General features: G+C 61.7%; 19 protein-coding genes. 8 read left to right on the top strand and 11 right to left on the bottom strand.

Features of this window, described 5'->3' with window-relative positions; translation table 11 throughout:
- The first annotated feature begins 129 nt into the window (after positions 1 to 129).
- Positions 130 to 801: a ribose-5-phosphate isomerase RpiA gene (rpiA, locus tag ACWHRL_RS00095; protein WP_447894781.1), complete on the top strand. Its 672-nt coding sequence runs from the start codon at positions 130 to 132 to the stop codon at positions 799 to 801.
- Here rpiA and waaA read toward each other — a convergent pair.
- From waaA to ACWHRL_RS00080, 3 genes are read right to left on the bottom strand one after another with little or no spacing between them, the layout of a single operon-like run.
- Positions 798 to 2,084, bottom strand: a complete 1,287-nt coding sequence (gene waaA, locus ACWHRL_RS00090) for a lipid IV(A) 3-deoxy-D-manno-octulosonic acid transferase (protein ID WP_447894780.1) — start codon at positions 2,082 to 2,084, stop codon at positions 798 to 800. The genes rpiA and waaA overlap by 4 nt on opposite strands.
- Entirely contained in the window at positions 2,084 to 3,514 is a 1,431-nt protein-coding gene (hldE, locus tag ACWHRL_RS00085) for a bifunctional D-glycero-beta-D-manno-heptose-7-phosphate kinase/D-glycero-beta-D-manno-heptose 1-phosphate adenylyltransferase HldE (RefSeq protein ID WP_447894779.1), read from the bottom strand. The genes waaA and hldE overlap by 1 nt, the downstream gene beginning before the upstream one ends.
- Positions 3,511 to 4,599 (bottom strand): glycosyltransferase family 9 protein, encoded by a 1,089-nt coding sequence (locus ACWHRL_RS00080; protein WP_447894778.1) that lies wholly within the window; start codon positions 4,597 to 4,599, stop codon positions 3,511 to 3,513. The genes hldE and ACWHRL_RS00080 overlap by 4 nt, the downstream gene beginning before the upstream one ends.
- Here ACWHRL_RS00080 and ACWHRL_RS00075 point away from each other — a divergent pair.
- Positions 4,598 to 5,326 (top strand): 3-deoxy-D-manno-octulosonic acid kinase, encoded by a 729-nt coding sequence (locus ACWHRL_RS00075; RefSeq protein WP_447894777.1) that lies wholly within the window; start codon positions 4,598 to 4,600, stop codon positions 5,324 to 5,326. The genes ACWHRL_RS00080 and ACWHRL_RS00075 overlap by 2 nt on opposite strands.
- On the opposite strand, the gene ACWHRL_RS00070 is transcribed toward ACWHRL_RS00075, so the two are convergent.
- Positions 5,308 to 6,399, bottom strand: coding sequence for a glycosyltransferase family 4 protein (locus ACWHRL_RS00070; RefSeq protein WP_447894776.1), 1,092 nt, complete (start codon positions 6,397 to 6,399; stop codon positions 5,308 to 5,310). The genes ACWHRL_RS00075 and ACWHRL_RS00070 overlap by 19 nt on opposite strands.
- 107 nt (positions 6,400 to 6,506) lie before the next feature.
- On the opposite strand from ACWHRL_RS00070, the gene ACWHRL_RS00065 reads away from it, so the two are divergent.
- Positions 6,507 to 7,547: a glycosyltransferase family 9 protein gene (locus ACWHRL_RS00065; RefSeq protein ID WP_447894775.1), complete on the top strand. Its 1,041-nt coding sequence runs from the start codon at positions 6,507 to 6,509 to the stop codon at positions 7,545 to 7,547.
- Here the strand turns inward: ACWHRL_RS00065 and ACWHRL_RS00060 are convergent.
- On the bottom strand, positions 7,509 to 8,270 hold the full coding sequence (locus ACWHRL_RS00060; protein ID WP_447894774.1) for a glycosyltransferase family 2 protein: 762 nt from the start codon (positions 8,268 to 8,270) through the stop codon (positions 7,509 to 7,511). The genes ACWHRL_RS00065 and ACWHRL_RS00060 overlap by 39 nt on opposite strands.
- Positions 8,271 to 8,388: 118 nt before the next feature.
- Here ACWHRL_RS00060 and ACWHRL_RS00055 point away from each other — a divergent pair, with 118 nt between their 5' ends.
- A complete protein-coding gene (locus ACWHRL_RS00055; protein WP_447894773.1) occupies positions 8,389 to 10,038 on the top strand; it encodes a sulfatase-like hydrolase/transferase in 1,650 nt (549 codons plus the stop codon).
- Here ACWHRL_RS00055 and waaF read toward each other — a convergent pair.
- Both waaF and rfaD read right to left on the bottom strand, forming a co-directional pair.
- Entirely contained in the window at positions 10,028 to 11,074 is a 1,047-nt protein-coding gene (waaF, locus tag ACWHRL_RS00050) for a lipopolysaccharide heptosyltransferase II (RefSeq protein ID WP_447894772.1), read from the bottom strand. The genes ACWHRL_RS00055 and waaF overlap by 11 nt on opposite strands.
- Entirely contained in the window at positions 11,067 to 12,023 is a 957-nt protein-coding gene (gene rfaD / locus ACWHRL_RS00045) for an ADP-glyceromanno-heptose 6-epimerase (protein ID WP_447894771.1), read from the bottom strand. The genes waaF and rfaD overlap by 8 nt, the downstream gene beginning before the upstream one ends.
- A 107-nt stretch (positions 12,024 to 12,130) precedes the next feature.
- Between rfaD and glyQ the strand changes: the two genes are divergently transcribed.
- The 4 genes from glyQ (at position 12,131) to gmhB (ending at position 16,685) form a co-directional block, all read left to right on the top strand.
- A complete protein-coding gene (gene glyQ / locus ACWHRL_RS00040; RefSeq protein WP_447527270.1) occupies positions 12,131 to 13,090 on the top strand; it encodes a glycine--tRNA ligase subunit alpha in 960 nt (319 codons plus the stop codon).
- Positions 13,091 to 15,154 (top strand): glycine--tRNA ligase subunit beta, encoded by a 2,064-nt coding sequence (gene glyS / locus ACWHRL_RS00035; protein ID WP_447894770.1) that lies wholly within the window; start codon positions 13,091 to 13,093, stop codon positions 15,152 to 15,154.
- 176 nt (positions 15,155 to 15,330) lie between these two features.
- Positions 15,331 to 16,122 (top strand): RIO1 family regulatory kinase/ATPase domain-containing protein, encoded by a 792-nt coding sequence (locus ACWHRL_RS00030; RefSeq protein ID WP_447894769.1) that lies wholly within the window; start codon positions 15,331 to 15,333, stop codon positions 16,120 to 16,122.
- Positions 16,119 to 16,685, top strand: coding sequence for a D-glycero-beta-D-manno-heptose 1,7-bisphosphate 7-phosphatase (gene gmhB, locus ACWHRL_RS00025; protein ID WP_447894768.1), 567 nt, complete (start codon positions 16,119 to 16,121; stop codon positions 16,683 to 16,685). Before ACWHRL_RS00030 ends, gmhB begins: the two co-directional genes overlap by 4 nt.
- A gap of 104 nt (positions 16,686 to 16,789) precedes the next feature.
- Here gmhB and gyrB read toward each other — a convergent pair whose 3' ends face one another.
- The 4 genes from gyrB to dnaA all read right to left on the bottom strand — a co-directional run bounded on the left by gyrB (position 16,790) and on the right by dnaA (position 23,086).
- A complete protein-coding gene (gyrB, locus tag ACWHRL_RS00020; RefSeq protein ID WP_447894767.1) occupies positions 16,790 to 19,210 on the bottom strand; it encodes a DNA topoisomerase (ATP-hydrolyzing) subunit B in 2,421 nt (806 codons plus the stop codon).
- A gap of 39 nt (positions 19,211 to 19,249) precedes the next feature.
- The gene (gene recF / locus ACWHRL_RS00015; protein WP_447894766.1) at positions 19,250 to 20,353 is read right to left on the bottom strand and encodes a DNA replication/repair protein RecF; all 1,104 of its coding nucleotides are present in this window, start codon (positions 20,351 to 20,353) and stop codon (positions 19,250 to 19,252) included.
- A 102-nt stretch (positions 20,354 to 20,455) separates the two neighbouring features.
- Positions 20,456 to 21,559: a DNA polymerase III subunit beta gene (gene dnaN / locus ACWHRL_RS00010; RefSeq protein ID WP_447894765.1), complete on the bottom strand. Its 1,104-nt coding sequence runs from the start codon at positions 21,557 to 21,559 to the stop codon at positions 20,456 to 20,458.
- Between the two features lie 63 nt (positions 21,560 to 21,622).
- Positions 21,623 to 23,086 carry a chromosomal replication initiator protein DnaA gene (gene dnaA / locus ACWHRL_RS00005; RefSeq protein ID WP_447894764.1) on the bottom strand — a complete coding sequence of 488 codons (1,464 nt, stop codon included), beginning with the start codon at positions 23,084 to 23,086 and terminating at the stop codon, positions 21,623 to 21,625.

Below are 23,086 nucleotides of genomic sequence, written 5' to 3'. Positions count from 1 at the left end.
GTCGGGCAGGAAAAGCCCTTATTGGTAGCAGATCGCGCCTAATGGCGTCCAGCGTTATACGCGCGCATCAACACGCAAGACCAGAGGCGTTATACTGACGCCGCCCTTACACTGCCCCGGAGCCCCCTTATGACGCAGGACGAGCTAAAAGCCGCCGTTGCCGACGCCGCCATCGCCGAGATTACCCCGCACCTGGAGAAAGAGACTGTGCTGGGCATCGGCACCGGCTCGACGGCTAACCTGTTTATCGAACGCTTAAAGCCGCTTCGCGACCGTTTCAAAGGCGCCGTGGCGAGCTCGGATGCCTCTAAAGCGCGCCTCGAGGCGCTGGGCATCGAAGTATTCGAACTCAACGATGTCGGTGACGTACCTTTTTACATCGATGGCGCTGACGAAGTGAACGCTCACTTTCATATGATCAAGGGCGGCGGTGCGGCGCTCACGCGTGAAAAGATCGTGGCCGCCTGCGCCAAACGCTTTATCTGCATCGCCGATGGCTCCAAGCGCGTGGACACCCTCGGCGAGTTTCCGCTGCCGGTCGAAGTGATTCCCATGGCGCGCTCGTTCGTCGCGCGAGAGCTTACCAAACTCGGTTTCGAGCCGGTCTATCGCCAAGGCGTGGTGACGGATAACGGCAACCAGATCATCGATTGCTTCGAGGTCCAAATCACGGACCCGGTCGAGATGGAAACACGCATCAACGCCATCGTCGGCGTGGTCACCAACGGCCTGTTCGCCGCCCGCGGCGCCGACGTGCTGCTACTCGGCACTAAAGAGGGCGTAAAGCGTAGTGAGCGCTAACTCAAAAACTCATCGAGGCCGTCCAGGGTGCGTTTAAGCGCGCCTTGATTCGCCCGGATGACGGCTTTGCCCGCTTCGCCGCGCGCCCTGGCAGCGCCGGGGTCAGCGAATAGGGTTTCGAGCGCCTCTGCCAGCGCCTCGAAGGTGGCGACCTGGGAGAGCGCGCCCGCCTCGAGTAGCGGCGCCGCCACGTCGTCGAAGTTCTCGAGCGACGGCCCACAAAGCACCGGCAGGCCGAGTGCGGCGGGTTCGAGCACATTGTGCCCGCCCAGCGCCACCAACGAGCCGCCCACAAACGCTATATCCCCCGCCGCGTACAGGGTGGCAAGTTCGCCCAAGGTATCGCCCAGGTAAACCTGCACGTCGTCGGTCACGCCCGCCTGCGCACTTCGCCTGGCCGTTGTGAAACCCTGGCGCTTGCAAAGCGTCGCGACCTCGTCAAAGCGCTGCGGGTGGCGGGGTACGAGGATTAAAAGCGCTTCTGGATAACGCTTTTGCAGCGCCTGATGGGCGCTTAGCAACAGCGCCTCTTCCCCGTCCCGGGTCGAGCCCGCCACCCACACCGGGCGCTGGCGCTCACCCAAAAGTAAGCGCTTACTCTCTTCTAACGCCCTACCATCAATAGAAACATCAAACTTGAGCGAGCCCACCACGCTAGTGCGCCCGGGCATGCCCAGGGCGTGGAAACGCTCGGCATCGCGTGTGGATTTGGCGGCAAGCCAGGTGACGTTTGAAAGCGCGGCGGCCATCAAAGGTTGAATACGCTGGTAGCGCGCCAGTGCCTTTGCAGAGAGCCGCCCGTTGACCACGGCCACCGGCACGCCACGCTTTTGGCAAGCATGGAGCAGGTTGGGCCAGAGCTCGGTTTCGAACATCAAGGCAAGCGTCGGGCGTAGGCGGACGACGAACCGGCGGGCGGCGCCGGGAAAGTCCAGCGGTAGAAAGCGGTGAGCCAAGCGCGCCTTGAGCGGCTCGGGCTGGGCGTCGATCAGCGTTTGGGCTTGCTTTGCGCCGGTGGCGGTCATGGTGGTGATCAAAAGCGTATGACGCGGGTAGCGCGCCAGCAGCGCCTCGATCAGCGCGCGCGCGGCGCGCACTTCCCCCACGGAGGCGCAGTGTAGCCAAATGCGCGGTGCCGGGGGGAGCGCGCCAAGACCCAGGCCAAGACGCTGGCGGCGCGGGTAAGTGGGCACTTGCTCACGCCAGACCCGCTTTAATATCAGCGGCGAGAGCGCGTAGAGCGCCGCACAGTAGAGCCCCTTGGCAAGCCCGGGGCGCTTCATCAGCGCTCGCGCTCGAGGATGGTGTCGATCATGGCCGAGGTCGACACGCCGTCCTCGAAGCCGAGCACCTTCACTTCGCCGCCGTTTTCGAGCACGGCCGTGCTTCCGGCGATCTCCTCCGGGCGGTAATCGCCGCCTTTGACCAGAATATTGGGGAGCACAGTTTCGATCAGCGCCGCCGGGGTGTCCTCGCTAAAGGGGACGACCCAGTCCACCGCGCCGAGCCCCGCGAGCACCTGCATGCGCCGCTCGAGCGGGTTGATGGGCCGCCTGGCACCTTTCAGCCGGCGGATCGAAGCGTCGTCGTTGACCGCCACGATCAGCCGGTCGCCGAGGCGCTTGGCCTGCTCCAGGTAGCTTACGTGGCCCGCATGGAGGATATCGAAGCAACCATTGGTCATCACCACCCGCTCGCCGCGCTGGTTGGCGGCGCGCACCGCTTTGACCAACGCCTCGCACTCGGTCACGCCGAACTCGGCAGGCTTGTCGCCGTACTGGGCGCTGGAAAGCTCCTCCACGCTGAGCGTGGCGGTGCCGGGCTTGGCCACCACCAGCCCGGCCCCCAGGTTGGCGAGCATCATGGCATCCGGCAGCTCGCTGCCGGCGGCCAGCGCCAGCCCCATCAAAGCGATCACGGTGTCGCCGGCGCCGGTGACGTCGAACACTTCCTGGGCGCGGGTGGGCAGGTGAAGCGCGGGGTGATCCTTGCGAATCAGCGTCATGCCTTTTTCGCTGCGGGTAATCAAAAGCGCATCGAGTTCGAGCTCGGCGCGTAATGCCTCACCGCGGCGCTCCAGGGCTTCGTCGCTTTCGCATACGCCCACCACCGCCTCGAATTCGGCCAGGTTGGGAGTAATCAAACTCGCCCCGCGGTAGCGAGTAAAGTCGGTGCCCTTGGGGTCGATCAAAACGCGCTTGCCACGGGCCCTGGCCATGGCGATGAGTCGCTCGACCTGGTTGAGCGTGCCCTTGCCGTAGTCCGAAAGAATCATCACCTCGACATCGTCAAGGGCACCGTCCACTTGGCCGAGCAGGTCATCGGTCTCCACGCCGGCAAGCGACTGCTCGAAGTCGAGCCGGATCAGCTGCTGGTTACGGCTCATCACCCTTAACTTGGTAATCGTCGGGAGCCGCGGGCTCACTTGGAAGTGAGTGCTTACATTGGCGCTCGCCAACTGCTCTCTTAAAAGCGCGGCGTGTTCGTCGTCGCCCACTACGCCGGCAAGCGCGGTTTGCGCGCCGAGCGCGGCCACGTTGAGCGCCACGTTCGCCGCCCCGCCTGGCCGGTCGTCGGCCCCTTCCACGCGGACCACCGGGACCGGCGCTTCCGGGGAAATACGCGAGGTATTGCCGTGCCAGTAGCGGTCGAGCATCACATCGCCCACCACCAGAACGCGGGCGTGCTGCAAAGTGGTTAAATCGACTTTCATCCAATGACCCCGTTGTGGTGGGTAGCAGTGTGCTCGAGCAGCGCGTCGAGCTTTTTGATCACCTCGTCGGTGCTGATCAGATCCATGGCGTCAGCGTGGCGCACCCGCTGCCCCCAACTGACCTCGTCCACCGATTTGTTCAGATAGGTACGCACCGCTTGCGGGTAGGCATTGACGGCGAACTCTTTCCATAGATACGGCGCGGCGCGCTGGGGGTTGGTGGTGGCGTAAAGCCCAAGTGTCGGCGTGCCCAGGGCATTGCCCATGTGGGCCGGACCGGTATCCGGGGCGATCACCGCGCGGGCCTGGTCGATCAGCGCCAGTACGCCCTTGAGCGATGTACCGCCAATGGCGTTGACGACGCTGCCCTTCTTGCAAAGCGCTTCGATCGCATCGCCCATTTCACGCTCGGCGGCGCTGCCCCCACCGGTTAGCACGCTTATAAGGCCGTGGTACTGGTAGGCGTGATCGATCACGCTGGCGTAGCCCTTGACCGACCAGTTGCGAAAGTTTCGAAGCCTTGCGTTGCTGCACGGGTTGATCACCAGGTACGGCGCCTGGCCTGCCAGCGCCTGGGCCTCCTCATAAGCGGTCGGGGGAATCGCCAGATCCCACTCCAGCCGGTCGTCCTCCACGCCCAGCGCTCGTGCAAAGTCCATGAACGACTCGAGCACGTGGGGGTGGCGGCGCGGGGTAAGCTGGTGTTGGGTGAACCAGTGCTGGCAGTCCTTGGCGCGGGCCTTGTCATAGCCCAGGCGCACGTCGGCCTTGAGCCCGAGCGACAGCACGCTTGCGCGGATCGCCTGCTGCATGTGCAAGAGCACGTCGAAGCGGGTATCCGCGAGGGTGCGCCAAATCTTGCGCATGCCCGCCAGGCCGGTCGCCTTGTCGAACACGATAAATTCGACCCCGGAAAGACCCGACAGTAAACTGTGCTCGCCCTTGCCGATGATCCAGGTGATGCGCGCCTCGGGCCACTGGCGCTGCAAGGCGCGCACCGTGGGCACGAGATTGCACACATCTCCCAGCGCCGAAAGGCGTAAAATGGCAATATGGCGAGGATTCTTGGGCAAAGAGGGCTTCATGCGCTTAGCGGCACTCCAGCAGAAAAATTGGCTGATTCTACACGATGTAGACAGTTTAAGTGACGACACCTCGCCACACCAACCTGGGCCCGCGCTCTTCGACGGCGACCAGTGGCGCCGCCAGGGCCATGTCGTAGGCGAGGCGCCGGGGCGCGGCAGTAGCCTGTTCCTTCGCGCCGGCGATGAGCAATGGGTGCTGCGCCCGTACCGGCGCGGCGGGCTGATCGCCCGACTCAGTGAAAAACGCTACCTGTGGCTCGGCGTCGAGCGCACCCGCGCCTTTCGCGAACTGCGCCTCACCGCCGCGCTTTATGACCAGGGCCTGCCGGTACCCCGCCCCATCGCCGCTGGCGTCACCCGCAAGGGCGCAAGCTACGAAGCTGCGCTGATCACCCGGCGCATTCCCGACGCCCGGGCGCTTGCTTCGCTTCTTGCCGAGAACGCCGCCAGTGAGGCGCTACTGAAAAGCGTGGGCGCGATGATCAAGCGCTTTCACCTGGCCGGGCTCGACCACGTGGATCTCAACGCGCGCAATATACTAATCGACGCGCAGCATACGCCCTGGCTGATCGACCTGGACCGCTGTCGGCTACGCCCGCCGGGGCGCTGGCAGGCGAGTAACCTCGAGCGCCTTGCACGCTCGATGGCCAAATTCATGGCCTCTCCCGATACCGCCATGATGGCCATCGCCGCAGGCTATGACCACAATCAAGCCAGCGCGTCGTAGTAGCCCATGAGCTTTGTGACGTGGCGCTTGTTGCTGTAGTGCTGCTCGACGCGCTGCCTGGCCGCCGCCCCCATGGCCTTGCGGCGCGCCTCGTCGTCGATCAGCGCCGCCATGCCGTCGCGCCATCCATCGACATCGAAAGGATCGACCAGCACGCCCGAAGACGGGTCGACCAGCTCGGGCAGCGAGCCGGTATTGGCGCCGATGATCGGCATGCCGCAGGCCATGGATTCGATGATCGTTAGACCAAACGCCTCGTTTTCCGAGGGGATACACACCAGATCGAGCACCGGCAGAATCTCGGTCAAATCGCTGCGGTGGCCCAAAAAGCGGATTTTTTCGGCAAGCGGGGTGTTCTCGATCATCGCCTGGAGCTCGGTATAGAAATGCTCGGTGCCGCCGGAGGCGTAGTCGGTGCCGCCAATCGAAACGGCGAAAAACGCGCATTCCGGGGGAAGCTTCAAAAGCGCCTGAACCCATACGTCCTGGCCCTTGCCCGGCGTTACTCGCCCGGGCAGGCCAATGGCCACCGCGCCTTCTGGAATGCCGAGCTCGGCACGCTTGGCGCTGACCGCGCCGGGCGTTCGAGCCGGATGATACTTGTCGATATCCACGCCGTGAGGCAGGCAGATGATCCGCTCCCGCGCCAGCGGCAGGTTCTTGACGTTACGCGCATGGGTGGCCTGGCTAATCGAGAGCACGCGGTCCACGCTTGCGTAGGCGAAGCGGTGGTAGGGGCTTTTCTTGGCCCGCTGGCCGCCCACGTGGTCGGTGTACAAAACGCGAATGCTCGGCAGCAAAAGCTTCAAAAGCGAGGTCAGGCGCAAGTCGCTCGATTTATGGCAGTGAATCACCCGGACGTTTTCGTCGATCAGCCAACGGCGAATACGCAGCGCGCTTTTGAGCGCCTGCACGTTGCTCTCAAACGCCAAAAAGGTGACGCCATTGCGCTCGAAGTAGGTCTCGATTCGAGTCTCGCGCAGGCACAGTCCGATGACCTCGACCCCGGCCTCGAGAAGGTCCTCGATCACCCGGTCGACATAAAGCTCCATTCCTCCTTTGCCGTCGGACATGCAAAGTTGCAGCACTTTCTTCGCCATCATCGCCCCGCTAAACGCGCCGTTAAACAAGTTCGTCGTTGTCTTGTAGTATACAGGCTGCAATTAACCGGGTATTCATCATGGCGCAGAAAGTGCTGGTCGTGCGTAACGACAAAATTGGCGATTTTATGCTGGCCTGGCCGGCCCTTGCCTGTCTCAAAAGCGCCACTCCTCCACCCCACGTCACCGTGCTGGTTCCTGCCTACACCCAGGCGTTGGCCCAGGCTTGCCCCTGGGTGGACGAGGTCATCATCGACCCGGGCCCACAGGGCGACAAGAGCGCCCAAAAGGCGCTGCTCGAGGCCATCAAGGCCGCAGGTTTCGACGCCCTGCTGACACTTTTTTCCACTCCTCGCGTTGGCATGCTGGGCTGGCGGGCGGGTATACCGCGGCGCCTGGCGCCGGCGACCAAGTGGGCGCAAATCTTCTACACCGACCGCATCACCCAGCGCCGCTCGCAATCGAAAAAACCCGAGTACCAGTACAACGTGGACCTGGCCTGCGCGCTTTTGGAAAAGCTCTCGCTCAAGCTGCCCCACCTGCCCGCCCCGCCCTTCTGGCCACTGGACGACGCCCTGCGCGCCCGCGAGCGCCAGGCGCTGGTCGGCCAAAAAAACGCTTTCGCGATCGTGGTGCATCCGGGCAGCGGCGGCTCGGCGGTGAACCTCACCACCGCGCAGTACGCCGCGCTGGTGCGCCAGGTGGATGAACAAGTAGACGCCCCGCTTTGCTGGCGAGTGAGCGCAGGCCCCGGTGAAGACCCCCAGGCCCAGGCGCTGGTCGAAATGCTCGCCCTGGAAGACATTAGCGCCGCGCGCTTGGCGCCCAGCGAGAGCGTCAAGGCGTTTGCGCTACAGCTGGCCGGGGCCGACATGCTGATTGCCGGTTCCACCGGGCCGCTGCATATCGCCGGCTGTTTGAATATCGCCACCGCCGGGTTTTACCCGGCCAAACGCTCGGCCACGCCGCTTCGCTGGCAAACCTGCAACGCCGACGATAAGCGCCTGGCCTTTAGCCCACCGGAAAACGCCGATAGCCAGGACATGGCCGCCATCGATATCGACGCGGCGGCTGCCGATATTTCAGCGCTTGTCCGCACCCAGCTGATGACGCACCCATAGCGCGGCGTACTTGTTGAAGGTGGAGTGCGCGGAGAGAATAGCGAGTAGCAGCCCCTGGCGGCCGTCCAAAAAGCCTGCCTTGAGCAGGTACATCTTGATGAAGCAGCCCAGCCCATGCGCCACGCCCTGGCCGATGGAGGCTTTTTTGCCCTGGGCTGCGCGCTGCTCGGCCCAGGCATCGGCGTAGTGGGCGGATTTCTCCAGGTAGTGGCGCACGTCGCGGTAGGTGTAGTGCAGTAGATCGCCATTCAGGGGCTCGACGCTTAGCGCCTCGGGCACGACGAGTTTTTCGTGCACGAGTGCCGCGTTATAAGAGGCGCCCCCCTTGGGGTAAAGGCGCAGGACCCGGTCCGGGTACCAGCCACTGTGGCGGATGAAACGGCCAAAGCACCAGGAGAGCCGGCTCAGGGCGTACACCGTCGGCGGCGCCTTGACGGCGTTTTCGATGCTTTCGCGAAGCTCATCGGTGACGCGCTCGTCGGCGTCTATCATCAGGATCCAGTCGCCTTGCGCCAGCGCCTCGGCGCGCTGACGCTGGACGCCAAAGCCTTGCCAGTCGGCGTTCACGTTGACATTGTCGGTGAACTCCCGGGCAATGGCGCACGTCTCATCAAGGCTTCCGGCGTCGAGAACGACGATCTCATCGGCCCAGGCCAGGGTTTCGAGGCAAGCGCGAAGGTGATGCGCTTCGTTTTTGACGATCAGTACAGCGGAAATGGCCACAGGTCACCTTTGCCAGGTACGGGGTGTTAATCGTTGCCGGCCGGGAATCTGCCACCCGCACACAACACATTTGCTAAGCTAGCATACTCATTTGATTCACGATGGAAAGGGATATGGCATGGCGTGGATAAGGACCTATCGACTCACCCCTTGGCTGCCGCTTATGGTTCTAGGGCTAAGCCTTGGCTACGCCGTGACGGTTGTAACGCGCCTGCCCTGGTGGACGCTTTTCATCATCGCCGCCTTTTGGATCGGCGCGGGGCTCAAACTTCGCTGGGGCAAGCCCCGGCGGGCACGCTATCGCGCCGTATGGCCTTGGTCGCTGGTTCCCTTGAGCCTTCTGGGCATTTACGTCTACCTGGCCGATAGCTTTGGCAACGTGGACCTGGGGGCGGTGTTTTTCCACCTGCAGGCGGGCATCACCAACCACGGCGGCGGCGGCAAGGTCGTCATCGCCGTGCTCTATACGCTGACGATGATCGCGGTGCTTGCCTCGGTGACCTGGATGGCCCGTCACGACCAGCGCTGGCGGCTTGCCGAGCGCTTTTTCGCGCTGGCGATCCTCGCGATCAACCCGCTGCTTTATGGTTTGGGCCAGCGCAGCGCGGCCATTGTCACCGACGACGGCGAGTGGCTCGACCGGCGCTACACGCCGCCGCCGCGGGTCAGCCAGAGCGATCCACCCAACCTGGTGCTGATGTACCTGGAGAGCCTGGAGCGTACCTACGGCGACGAACGCTTTGGCGATGCCTACGCCGATCTGGAGGCGCTGGGCGAGCGCGGGATGGTCTTCGAAGGGGTGCGCCAGATGGAGAACACCGGCTGGACCATGGCCGGCATGATCGCAAGCCAGTGCGGTGTGCCCTTGATGCCGGCGGGGCTTTTGCACGACACCCAGTTCGAGCCGCTACAGCAGGTAGTGCCCGGAGTGGAGTGTTTGGGCGACGTGCTGGCCGGGCAAGGCTACCGGCTCAGTTATCTGGGTGGGGCCAGCTCGCAGTTTGCCGGCAAAGGGCTTTTTTATCGCGGCCACCAATTCCAGACCGTCAAAGGCAAGGAGGAGTGGGTCGAGGAGCTCGATAACCCGGAGTACCTCAATAGCTGGGGTGTTTATGACGATACGCTTTACGATCAGACCGAGCAGGAGATACGCCGTTTGAACAGCGAGGATGACGGCCCTTGGGCGGTGGTCAATCTAAGTCTGGCCGGCCACGCCCCCCACGGCTTTCCCTCGCAAACCTGCATCGACCGCCAGGGCGAGTTCGACGGCCAGGATATTCTCTACTCGGTGGAGTGCTCGGCCTGGCAGGCGCGGGAGCTAATCGAGCGCCTGGACGATGAGGGCCTTTTGGACAATACCCTGGTCGTGGTGTTGAGCGATCACTTGACCATGCGCGTCTCGGTGTGGGACCAGCTCACCGCCCTCGACCGGGACAATACCCTGATCATGCTGGGCGATCACATCGAGCCTCAACGCATTCGGCGAAACGCCACCATGCTCGACGTATTCCCCACCCTGCTGGAAGCGATGGGCCTGCCTTTAAATGAGCACCGGGCGGGACTTGGCGTGTCGCTATTGGGCGATAGCTCGACGCTTTCCGAGGCCCACGGGCTAGAGGTACTCAACGAACGCCTGCGCGAAGAGACCGCGCTTCAACACAGGCTCTGGGAGGGCTTGACCCCGCAACGCCGCGCCGCACCGACGCCGTCCGAACAGGCCCTTGAAAGGCCGGACGCCGTTACCAGCGACGTGGACCTCAACCGCTGACGATAACGTTGGACGCGCCTTTGTGAGCTGCGTGCAGAGCGTTATAAACCTGCTGCTCGGTCAAATGGTTCAAGCAGTTGGTGTGGCCCAACGGGCAGACGCGCTTGAAACAGGGCGAGCACTCAAGCCCCAGGTAGTGGATCGTCGCGCTGTCGGTGAGCGGCGGCGTATAGCGCGGCGACGACGAGCCGTAGAGCGCATGAATCGGCACGCCCACCGCGGCAGCTACGTGCATCAGCCCCGAATCGTTGGTCACCACCTGGCGGCAATCGGCGAGCAAATCCACCGCGTCCGCCAGCGCGGTCTGCCCGCACAGGTTGTAAACGTGGGGAAGATCGCGTTTGATTTCTTCGCCCACCGCATGATCCTTCGGCCCGCCGAAAATGCGCACCTCGAACCCGTCATCGATCAAGCGCTTGGCCAGGGCGTGAAAATACGCCGGCGGCCACTGCTTGGCCGGGCCATACTCCGCGCCCGGCATCATTCCCACCGCCGGGCGCGACGAAAGCGCGAGCTTCAAACGCAGGTTCACCAGGTTGTCTAAATCCACGTCGAGGCGCGGCGGGGCAATCGCGAAATCGCCGTTGAGGGTCTGCTCTTGGGGAAAGCCCAGCGAGACGAAGCGCTTCACGGTCTGGTCGAGCACCGTTTTGTCGAGCTTACGCGCCTCGGTCAAAAGCCCGTAGCGGTACTCCCCCAAAAAGCCCACTCGCTCGGGGATACGGGCCAAAAACGGTACCAGCGCGGCCTTCCAGGAGCGGGGCAGCACGATGGCCGTATCGAACCGCCCGCGAAGCCGCGCCGCCAGTTCGCGACGGCTTTTCAAACCAAACTCGCCGTGGCCTGCCGACAGCGCCAACACTTCATCGACCTGGGGCATACGCGCAAGAATCGGCTGCGACCAGCCGGGGGCGACCACGCTGAGCGTGGCGCCCGGGTAGCGCGCCTTGAGTTCGATAAAAAGGCTCTGGGCCATCACCATGTCCCCCACCCAGGAGGGACCCACGACCAAAAGCCGCTTGGCGGTGTTAGCCATTGAGCCACTCCAGGTAGGCTTTCACGCCCTGGGCGACGGTCTTGAATTCTACATCGCACCCGGCTTCTCGAAGGCGCCCGATATCCGCCCGGGTGTAGCTCTGGTAGCGACCCTTGAGCTCTTCGGGGAAGTCGATGTAGTCGATCTGGCCCTTGCCGTAGTAGTCGATCACCGCCTCGCCGATCGCCTTGAACGGCTCCGCCCGGCCGGTGCCCAGGTTGAAAATACCCGAGACGCTCGGGTGATCCAGAAACCACAGGTTTACATCGACCACGTCGCCGACATAGACGAAATCGCGGCTCTGCATGCCGGCCTCGAACCCATCGTGGGCGCCAAAGAGCTTGAGCGTCTCGCCCGCGCTCACCTGGCGGTGGTTATGAAACGCCACGCTCGCCATCTTGCCCTTGTGTTGCTCCCGCGGGCCGTACACGTTGAAGTAACGAAACCCGACGACCTGGGTGGAAAGCGTCGGCATACGCGCCCGTACGTGCTGATCGAACAGCAGCTTCGAGTAGCCATACACGTTGAGCGGCTTCTCGAACGACGGGTCCTCCTTGAAGACCTCACTGCCACCGTAGGTGGCCGCGGAGGAGGCGTACAACAGCGCCACGCCATGCTGCTCGCAATACTCCAGCAACACCTTCGAGTACTCGAAGTTGTTTTCCATCATGTACTGACCGTCCCACTCGGTGGTGTCCGAGCAGGCGCCTTCGTGGAAAACCGCCTCGATGGCGGGCAGGTCGTTGGGCTCGCCGCGTAGTGACGCCTTGACCTCGGCAATGAAGTCGTCCTTGTCGCGGTAGTCGAACAGCGTGCAGTCGACCAGATTGACGAACTTGGTGCCGTCCGACAGGTCGTCGACCACTAAAATGTCGGTGCGTCCGCGCGCATTGAGCGCTTTTACGATATTGGCGCCGATAAATCCGGCCCCGCCGGTCACTACGATCATAAGATCTCCTTCAAAAGCGCTCTGGTTGGCTTTGGTGCCTATAACCCATCTGCTTGGGATTGTATACTTGACGGCTTCTGAATTCATGGCCAATGGTGCTTTTTGCGATGAGTGTCTCGACGAACCAATCGACACCGGATGTGTCGACCTTTCAAGGCTTGATCCTTGCGCTGCAGCAGTACTGGGCGGAACAGGGCTGTGTGATCCTCCAGCCGCTGGATATGGAAGTGGGCGCGGGAACCTTCCACCCCGCCACCTTCCTGCGCTCAATTGGTCCGGAGACTTGGAACGCCGCCTACGTGCAGCCTTCAAGGCGCCCCACCGACGGGCGCTATGGTGAAAACCCCAACCGCCTGCAGCACTACTACCAGTTTCAGGTGGTGATGAAGCCTTCGCCGAGCAACTTCCAGGAGCTTTACCTTGGCTCGCTCAAACGCCTGGGGCTCGACCCGCTGGTCCACGACGTTCGCTTCGTCGAAGACAACTGGGAGTCCCCTACCCTCGGCGCCTGGGGGCTTGGCTGGGAAATGTGGCTCAACGGCATGGAAGTGACCCAGTTCACCTACTTCCAACAAGCCGGGGGTATCGAGTGTTACCCGGTCACCGGCGAGTTGACCTACGGTCTCGAGCGTATCGCCATGTACCTGCAGGACGTGGACAGCGTGTACGACCTGGTATGGGCCATCGCCCCGGACGGCAGCCGCGTCACCTACGGCGATGTCTACCTGCAAAACGAGCGCGAGCAGTCGACTTATAACTTCGAGCACGCCGACGTCGATCACCTGTTCGCCAACTTCGACCACCAGGAGCAGGAGTGCCAGAAGCTGTTGGCGGCTTCACTGCCGCTGCCCGCTTACGAGCAGGTGCTCAAGGCCTCGCACACTTTCAACCTGCTGGATGCGCGCCACGCGATCTCGGTCACCGAGCGTCAGCGCTTTATTTTGCGCGTGCGCACGCTGGCCCGCGACGTGGCCCACGCTTATTTCGAATCGCGCAAGGCAGCAGGCTTCCCGATGGCCTCCGAGGCCCTTCGCCGTGAACTACTAGACGACCAGGGAGACGCATAAATGGCCGCTGATACGCTACTACTCGAGCTTGGCGCTGAAGAACTGCCGCCGAGCGCCCTGGATGCGTTGTCGGACGCGTTCGCCTCGGGAATCGAAAAAGGGCTTACGGATGCCGAGATCGGCTTCGAGAAAGTGATCGCCTACGCCACGCCCAGGCGTTTGGCTGTGCGCGTCGAGGCGCTGGCCGACAAGCAGCCCGACCGCGAAGTCGAAAAGCGCGGCCCGGCATTGGCCGCCGCCTTCAAGGACGGTGTGCCCACCAAGGCCGCCGAAGGCTTCGCGCGCTCCTGCGGGGTCAGCGTGGACGAGTTGATTCACCTGGAAACCGACAAAGGCACCTGGCTTGGCTTTCGCGAGCACCAGCCCGGCGAGAGCGTTCAGGACCTGCTGCCAGCGCTTCTTCGCAAGACGCTGACCACCCTGCCGGTGCCCAAGAACATGCGCTGGGGCGCTTCTCGTGTCGAGTTCTCTCGCCCGGTTCACTGGCTTTTAGCGCTTTACGGCAGTGACGTGATCGCCGCCCAGGCGCTGGGGTTGGAGGCGAGCCGTACCACCTACGGCCACCGCTTCCACGCCCCGGATGCTCTTCAGCTTGCGCACGCTGACGACTACCTGGCCACCCTGGAGAACGCCTATGTGCTGGCGGATCGCACCAAACGGCGCGAGCGCATCCGCGAGCAGGTGCTGGCTGAGGCGGAGGTTCACCATGCAAACGCCGTCATCGACGAAGACCTGCTGGTAGAAGTAAGCGGTTTGGTCGAGTGGCCCGTCGCGCTGACCGGCACCTTCGACGAGCGCTTTTTGAAAGTACCCGGCGAGTGTCTGATCTCGTCGATGAAGGCGAACCAGAAGTACTTCCACCTGCTGAGCGACGACGGCGCGTTGAAGCCGCTGTTCATCACGGTGTCCAATATCGAAAGCCAGGACCCGCAGCAGGTGATCGCGGGTAACGAGAAGGTGATTCGCCCGCGCCTGGCGGACGCGGTGTTCTTCTATGATACCGACCGCAAACAGAGCCTGGCCTCGCGCATTCCCCAGCTCGAGCACGTGGTGTTCCAGCAGCAGCTCGGTACGCTTGCTGACAAGGTGCGCCGCAGCACCGCGATCGCCACGTTCATTGCCCAGCAGATCGGCGGCGATACCGGCCATGCCCAGCGCGCCGTAGCATTGGCCAAGTGCGACCTGGTGACCGAAATGGTGCTCGAGTTCCCCGAGCTTCAGGGCATCATGGGCCGCTACTACGCCGAGCAGGACGGTGAGCCCGCCGAGGTCGCCCAGGCGCTGGAGGAGCAGTACCTGCCGCGCTTCGCTGCGGACGATATACCGCAAAGCCAAGCGGGTAAGGCGCTGGCACTGGCCGACCGCCTCGACACACTAGTGGGTATCTTCGCCATCGGTCAGCGCCCCACCGGCGCCAAGGACCCCTTCGCCCTGCGCCGTGCCTCCATCGGCGTGCTCAACATCCTGGTCAAAGGTGAGCTCGACCTGGACCTGGGCGAGCTTTTGAACGTGGCCGCCGAACAGCACCGCGAGCTCGCCTCGGCGGAACTGGTCAACGACGTTCTGACCTACATGCTGGACCGCTTCCGTGCCTGGGGTCAGGAGGAAGGCATTACCGCGGAGATGTACCTGGCCGTACGCGCCCGCCCGGTGACCAAGCCGCTGGATTTTGCTCGCCGCTTGCACGCGGTGAAGGCGTTTACCCAGCGCGAAGAAGCCCAGGCGCTGGCCGCCGCCAACAAGCGCGTCTCCAACATTCTCAGCAAACAAGACTTCGACGGCAGCATCGCCGTGGAAGAGACACTGTTGCAGGAAGACGCCGAGCGCGCGCTATTTGACGCCGTTTCCCAAAGCCAGACCCAGGTCGCGCCGCTGTTTGCCGCCGGCGACTACCAACAAGCGCTGGATAAATTGGCAACGCTCAGGGCGCCGGTCGATACCTTCTTCGATGAGGTGATGGTCATGGCCGATGACCCGGCGATCCGCCAAAACCGTTTGGCGCTTTTGGCAAGCCTTCAGGCGCTGTTCCTCGAGGTGGCGGATATCTCGCTTCTGCCTCAGTAAAATACTGGCGCTCGTATTCAAGGGGACCCTCGGTCCCCTTTTTTATGATGCTTGTTAGCGCAATACCGACTTGCGAAACACGCTGTTTCACGTGAAACACTCAGCGTATTTTGCTAGGTTAATAGAGCTAGCGAGCCGCTGAAGGCGCCGCCCCCACGCTCGAAAAAGAGACCCCGATGTACGAAACGTTTTTAAAGCAGACCTACCCGGAGCAGCAGGCGTCCATGGCCGCGCACACGGTCGATGGCGAAAAGGTATGGTTAAAGCGGGCGGCGAAACGCAATTCACGCCTCGCCTACGCGCCGCTCAGTCTTTTAGCCAGGCTCACCAGGGTCGAAGCGCTCAAGCCCGTCCCCAACCTGGGCGGTGAGCAGAGTATTCAAACCGAAGTGGCCAGGCTACAAGCGCTGGACGCAGCGGGCTTCAACGTTCCCACCGTGCTGGCCGCGGATGACAACGCGCTGCTTCTCGCCGATGCCGGAACCCCGCAGGCCCCCGCCACCACGCTGCTCGATGCGCTCAAGCGCGCCTCGACACAAGCCGAGGTCGATACGCTACTTACACTCGGCATCGATTCATTGGTCGATCTGCATCGCCATGACGCCTACCTAAGCGAGGCCTTCGCGCGCAACATTCTCATCACGCAAGGCAAGGTGGTCTTCATCGATTTTGAAACCGACCCGGGCCAGGTACATACGCGGGTCAACTGCATGGTCCGCGACTGGTACTGCCTGATTTTCTCGCTTTACGGCAAACTGCATAAGTCACCGCTTGCGCGCGAACGATTGACGCCGGCGTTCATTGCCGGGCTCGAAAGCGAGCGCGAGGACGTCGTCAGCCAGTTCAATGCAATGCTGCCTGCGCTTCTGCGCCTGCGTAAAATTCCCTTCAAACACCTGGGCGGCGACGGGCGTAAAATCGATGTAACGTTGCGCTCGCTTACGGCCTTGCACGAGCACCTCTCATGAGCCCTAACCTGCCCGCATCAGCAAGTAAACTGGTGATCCTCGATCGCGACGGCGTGATCAATCACGACTCGGATCACTACGTTAAATCCCTCGATGAGTGGGTCCCCTACCCCGCCTCGATTGCCGCGATCGGCGAGCTTACCCGCGCAGGCTTCACCGTAGCAGTGGCGACGAACCAGTCCGGCCTGGCCCGGGGCTATTTTAGTGAGGCGACGCTTGCGGCCATGCACGACAAGCTCACCCACCTAGTGGAAAACGTAGGCGGCACTATCGCCCATATTGCTTACTGCCCCCACGAACCGGCCGACGATTGCACCTGCCGCAAGCCGCTGCCCGGCCTTTTGCAACAAATCCAGCACGCACTGAATCTTGAAAGCCTAAAAGGCAGCTGGATGGTGGGCGATAGCTTGCGCGATCTTCAAGCCGGTGTTGCAGTAGGCAGCCAGCCGGTACTCGTAAAAACCGGCAAGGGAGCGCGAACGCTTGAGAAGGGTGAGGGGCTGGAGAACGCCCTGGTATTCGATGACCTGGCGGCGTTTACCCGGTGGCTACTCGCCGCTTAAGGCGTACAAGAGGTTGGAAGCCGCAGAATCGCAGGTTCAAAACATAAAAAAACGCCGCGCTTAGCGCGGCGTTTTTTTGGTCATGTTTCACGTGAAACAAAGCACTAGATATCGAGGTTAGCGACCAGCGCGTTGGTTTCGATGAAATCACGGCGAGGCTCGACTTCGTCGCCCATCAGCGTATTGAACATCAAATCCGCGGCCACGGCGTCTTCGATGGTCACGCGCAGCATGCGGCGGCTATCCGGGTCCATGGTGGTTTCCCATAGCTGGTCCGGGTTCATCTCGCCCAGGCCCTTGTAGCGCTGTACCGAGAGCCCTCGTTGGCCTTCGTTCATCAGCCACACCAGCACCTCGGAGAAGTCTACAACGGGCTTCTTGCGCTCACCGCGGGCGATAAAGGCGCCCTCTTCCAGCAGATTGTTCAGTGTCTCGCCAAGCGCCGACATGGCGCGGTAATCGGCGCTCTCGAAGAAGTCGAGACCCCATACGTACTCGGTGGTGACACCGTGGGCGATGAGCGACACCGTGGGCAGTAGCAGGCCACGTTCGCTGTCTTCCTTGAGCGCGAAATGGTAGCGCGGCCCCCCTTCGTAGGCCACCCGTTCGTCCATGGCGGTTTGCAGCTCGGCAATCCAGTTCTCCATGGTGACCCGATCCTTCAGGCTGGTTTCGCCTTGCAAGGCGCTTGCGTAAACCGCCTGACGCAGCACCTCGATCGGAAATACTCGGCCCAGGCGATCGATACGCTTCATCACATTGCGGTACTGATTCACCAGTGCTTCGAGCTGAGAACCAGTAATCGCCGGCGCATCCGCATTGACGTGAAGCCCTGCACCGTCGAGCGCCGTGGTGGTCAGGTAGTCGATCATCGCCTGCTCGTCTTTCAGGTAGAGCTCTTGCTTGCCGCGCTTGATCTTGTAAAGCGGCGGCTGGGCAATAAACACGTGGCCGCGCTCGATAAGCTCGGGCATCTGGCGGAAGAAGAACGTCAACAGCAGCGTGCGGATGTGCGAACCGTCGACGTCGGCATCGGTCATGATGATGATCGAGTGATAGCGAAGTTTGTCCGGGTTGAACTCTTCGCGGCCAATACCACAGCCAAGCGCGGTGATCAGCGTACCGACTTCCGCCGAGGAGAGCATCTTGTCAAAGCGCGCTTTCTCGACGTTGAGGATTTTACCCTTGAGCGGCAAAATGGCCTGGGTGCGACGGTCACGGCCCTGCTTGGCGCTACCGCCGGCAGAGTCACCCTCCACCAGGTAAAGCTCGGACTGGCTGGGATCTTTCTCCTGACAGTCGGCGAGCTTGCCGGGTAGACCCGCGATATCAAGCGCCCCTTTACGGCGGGTCATATCACGCGCTTTGCGCGCCGCTTCCCGGGCCCGGGCAGCATCGAGCATCTTGTTGACGATAGCCTTCGCCTCGTTTGGCTTTTCAACTAAATACTCGCCCAGCAAACGGCCCATCTCCTGCTCGACGGCGGTTTTCACCTCGGATGAGACCAGCTTATCCTTGGTCTGCGAGGAGAATTTGGGATCCGGCACCTTCACCGAAATAATCGCCGTCAGGCCTTCCCGCGCATCGTCACCGGCCGTGCTGACCTTGGCTTTTTTCAGCAGGCCTTCGGTTTCAATATAGTGGTTCAAGGTCCGCGTCAGCGCCGCACGGAAGCCGGCAAGGTGCGTACCACCGTCGCGCTGGGGAATATTATTGGTATAGCAGTAAATGCTTTCCGTGAAGGTATCGCTCCACTGCATCGCTACTTCCACCTCGACACCATCATCACGGATCGCGTTGAAGTGGAACACTGGGTTCAGCGTTGACTTGTTCTGATTAAGATGATCGACAAAGGCTTTTAAACCGCCTTCGTAGTGAAACAGCTCTTCCTTCCCGCTGCGCTCATCCATTAAACGAATGGCAACGCCAGAGTTTAGAAACGATAGTTCACGTAAGCGCTTGGCAAGAATGTCGTAATGAAACTCGATATTGGCGAAGGTATCGGTCGAGGGGCGAAAGTGAACACGGGTGCCGCTTTTCTCGGTTTTACCTACAACGCCCAGCGGTGCCTGGGGCACGCCATGCCTGTAGAGCTGCTCGAATACTTCACCCTGACGCCAAATGGTCAGTTTGAGCTCTTCCGAGAGCGCGTTGACCACCGATACACCGACACCGTGCAGTCCGCCGGACACTTTGTAGGAGTTGTCGTCGAACTTGCCACCGGCGTGGAGCACGGTCATGATGACTTCCGCCGCCGATACGCCCTCTTCTTCATGAAGCTCGGTAGGAACGCCTCGTCCGTTATCGCTAACGGTGATGGACTCGTCCGGGTGAATTACCACGCGAATCTCGCTACAGTGGCCCGCCAGAGCTTCATCGATGGAGTTATCCACCAGCTCGAAGACCATGTGATGCAGCCCGGTGCCGTCGTCGGTATCACCGATGTACATACCGGGGCGCTTGCGTACCGCATCAAGCCCTTTGAGCACCTTGATGCTTGATGAATCGTAAGCCTGCTCGCTCATTGACCACTCCGTCGTGAAGTCTGTCTCGTTCCGTGTCATCTACCCGGCTGAGGCCAGTCGGCCGATCCCGTTATCGTCATGTTTCACGTGAAACATCTTGATGTGGGTCGCCGGCTGCCAAAGCTCGCTTAGCGCTTGTGGGTCGACGCTGGTAATAAATACCTGGCACTCCATCTCTTCCAAGAGTTCGCAAAAAAGTCTGCGGTGCTGATGGTCGAGCTCTGCCGGTAAATCATCTATCAGATAAATACATTGCCGTTTGGCGCTGCTTTCCAGAAGCCGCCCCTGGGCCAGTTTTAGCGCACTGACCACCAGCTTCTGCTGGCCTCTGGAAAGCACCTCGATAGCGGGCTGTTTATTAAGTCTTATACGCAGGTCCGCGCGCTGCGGGCCCTGCTGGGTAAATCCCATTTGCTGATCGGTCTCGCGGCTGGCCTTCAATACCTCGGCCAAAGAGCGCTTGGCATCCCACCCACGGGCGTAGCGCAGTGACAGCCCCTTGGTCGGCAGCAGCCGTTTTAGCGTCTCTTCGAATACCGGTAGAAAAGCGTTAAACCAGGTTTGCCTCAGCGCGTCCATCCTTTCGCCGGACTCACAAAGCTCCTGCTCCCACACGGCGATTTCAGCATCGGTTATTCTACCACGCCTTAGCAGTGCATTCCGATGTTTCACCGCGCGCCGGGCACGCTTCCATGCGGTCAAAAAGTCGTGTTTCACGTGAAACACGCCCCAATCCATGAATTCACGCCGTCCGGCGGGGGATCCTTCGAGTAGACGAAACGCATCCGGGTTAATGAGCTGCAGTGGCATGGCGTCGACCAGCTCTGCCAGGCGCACGTCCTTTTGCCCGCGCAGGCGCAGCTCAAGCTCGCGCTCGGCCCGCAAGCGGCGCACCCCAAGGGCTACCTCCGGGTCACCGGCCAAACGCCCGTAGAGCGTCATGGCGGCGGCCTCGAACTGAATGGCGTGCTTGAGCTGGTGGGTGCGAAACGAACGCCCCATACCCAGAATATGAATACCTTCCAAAAGGCTCGTCTTACCGCTGCCATTCTGCCCGTAAATCAGGTTGACGTGCGGCGACGGCGCCATATCCACTGGCGCAAGATTACGAATGCCTTGCAAGTTGAGCTGGGTCAGGCTCATTAACGGGGTTCGCCTTTACTGCCGGGGGTCATGGAAAAGCGGCGCCTTCTTCAAAGGCGCCGCATCGTGAACTAAAGCGAGGCTTCACTCGTTCAGGAACAATCAAAGCCGCATGGGCATGACCACGTACAGCGCGTCGCCGCCGCCGGGCTCTTCCAACAGGGCGCTGCTGTTGGGGTCGGCCAGGGTCATCTGCACGCGCTCTTCGTCGAGTACTGAAAGCACGTCGACCAGATAGCCGACGTTGAAGCCGACCTCCATGGCGGGTCCGGTGTACTCGATGGCCACGTTTTCCTCGGCCTCTTCCTGTTCCGGGTTATTGGCCATGACCTTGAGGTTGCCCTCTTCCAGGTAAAGGCGCACCCCACGGTACTTCTCGTTGGAAAGAATCGCGGTACGCGAGAGGACCTGTTTGAGTTCGGCGCGCTCGGCAATCAACACCTTGTCGCCGTTTTTCGGCACCACTCGCTCGTAGTCCGGGAACTTGCCGTCGATCAGCTTCGAGGTAAAGGTAAAATCACCGGTGTGGGCACGCAGATGCGTGGCGCCCAGGGTGAGGCTGACCGGCTCGTCGCTGTCGTCGAGCAGCCGCGAAAGCTCCAGGATACCTTTTCTGGGCACGATCATTTTCTGACCTTGCTCGATGTTGACGTCGGTTTCCCGCGAGCACATGGCCAGGCGGTGCCCGTCGGTTGCGACGGCGCGCAGCAGTTGGCTCTGAATATCCAGTAGCATGCCGTTCAGGTAGTAGCGTACGTCCTGCTGGGCCATGGCGAAGGACGTCGATTCGATCAAGTGCTTGAGCGTGCCACGCGGTACGCTGAGCTCCTGGCTGCCTTCGCCATCTTCGATATTGGGGAACTCGGCCACGGGAAGCGTCGAGAGCGTAAAACGCGAGCGGCCGCTGCGCAGTACCGCGCGCCCCTCCTCCACCGCTAACTGAATTTCGGACTGATCCGGCAGAGATTTGCAGATATCCATCAGCTTGCGTGCGGGGACGGTCGCGCCGCCTTCCTGGTCCACCTGACTTGCCACCGTGCGGCCGACCAGCTCGACCTCGAGGTCGGTACCGGTCAGCGCGACCTGGTCCCCTTCGACCTGGATCAGCACGTTGGAGAGCACCGGCAGCGTTTGGCGGCGCTCGACCACGCCCGCAACCAGCGTCAGGGGACGTAGTAACGCCTCTCGGGAAATTGAAAACTTCATCACTACTCCAGGTTAAATGGTCGTCAGCCGCATCTGGCTTTTTAAGTGGATTTTTACAAAGCCTTAACTGGTGAGCAGGCGCATGAGGTTTTTGTAATCCTCGCGGATATCCGCACTCTCTTCCTGCAGGGTCTTTACCTTACGACAAGCGTGCAGCACCGTCGTGTGATCGCGCCCGCCAAAGGCGTCGCCTATTTCCGGCAGGCTGTGGTTGGTCAGCTCCTTGGCCAGCGCCATCGCCACTTGCCGGGGCCTGGCCACCGAGCGCGAGCGCCGCTTGGAGAGCAGATCCGCCACCTTGATCTTGTAGTACTCCGCCACCGTGCGTTGAATGTTGTCCACGCCAACCTGCTTGTCCTGCAGCGCGAGCAGATCCTTCAGCGATTCGCGAATGAAGTCCTGGGTGATGGGCTTGCCCATGAAGTGCGAGTCGGCGATGACTTTCTTGAGCGCGCCTTCGAGCTCGCGCACGTTGGAGCGAATTTTTTGCGCGATGAAAAAGGCGGCGTCATGCGGCAAATCGACGCTGGCTTGATCGGCCTTTTTCATCAGGATGGCAACTCGAGTTTCGAGCTCCGGCGGCTCGATGGCAACGGTTAGCCCCCAGCCAAAGCGTGACTTCAAACGCTCTTCGACCCCGTTGATCTCTTTGGGGTAGCGGTCCGAGGTCAAAATCATTTGCTGGCCGCCCTCCAGCAAAGCATTGAAGGTGTGGAAAAACTCCTCTTGGGAGCGCTCCTTACCGGCAAAAAACTGGATGTCATCGATCAACAGCGCATCGACGCTGCGATAGAAGCGCTTGAAATCGTTGATGGCGTTGAGCTGTAGCGCCTTGACCATATCGGCCACGAAGCGCTCGGAGTGCAGATACACCACGCGAGCGTTTTCGCGCCGCCCGGCCAGGGCGTTACCCACCGCGTGCATCAAGTGAGTTTTACCCAGGCCCACACCACCGTACAAAAACAGCGGGTTATAAGCACCGCCGGGGTTTTCCGAGACCTGGCGTGAGGCCGCCCGGGCCAGCTGGTTCGACTTACCCTCGACGAACTTGTCGAAGGTGAAATTGGGGTTGAGTCCGCTGCCGTGTTTGAGGCTGCCCTCTACCTGCACCTGGCGCTCGCTGCTGCGCTTGTTTTGAGGCTCTTCACGCAGCGTTTCGATTTCGCGTTCGTCGGCGATATCGCCGCGCGGTGGCGTATGTACCGCCGGTGCGGAAGGGCGCTCAGGAGCGGCGGAGACCGGGTTACCCAGATCCCGGGGCTGGGGGGCCGCAGCGGCGCGACGGCTGCCGACGGTCAAACTCACTTTAGGCGGCTTGGCCGGGGCGAGCTCGCGGATCAGCTCGCTAATGCGTTTGGCGTACTTATCGCTCACCCAGTCACGCACGAAGCGGTTAGGCGCCAACAGACACAACTCGTTGGCGCCCCCTTCTTCGGCCTGCAAGGGGCGAATCCATGTATTGAACTGCTGGGAGCTTAGTTCGTCCTGCAGATAATCCAGGCACTGCTGCCAAAGCGCGAGTGACAC

It is taken from the genome of Vreelandella sp. GE22, assembly GCF_968212445.1.
The sequence above is the reverse complement of the archived record's forward strand: the minus strand, read 5'-3'. Positions and strand labels throughout refer to the sequence as shown.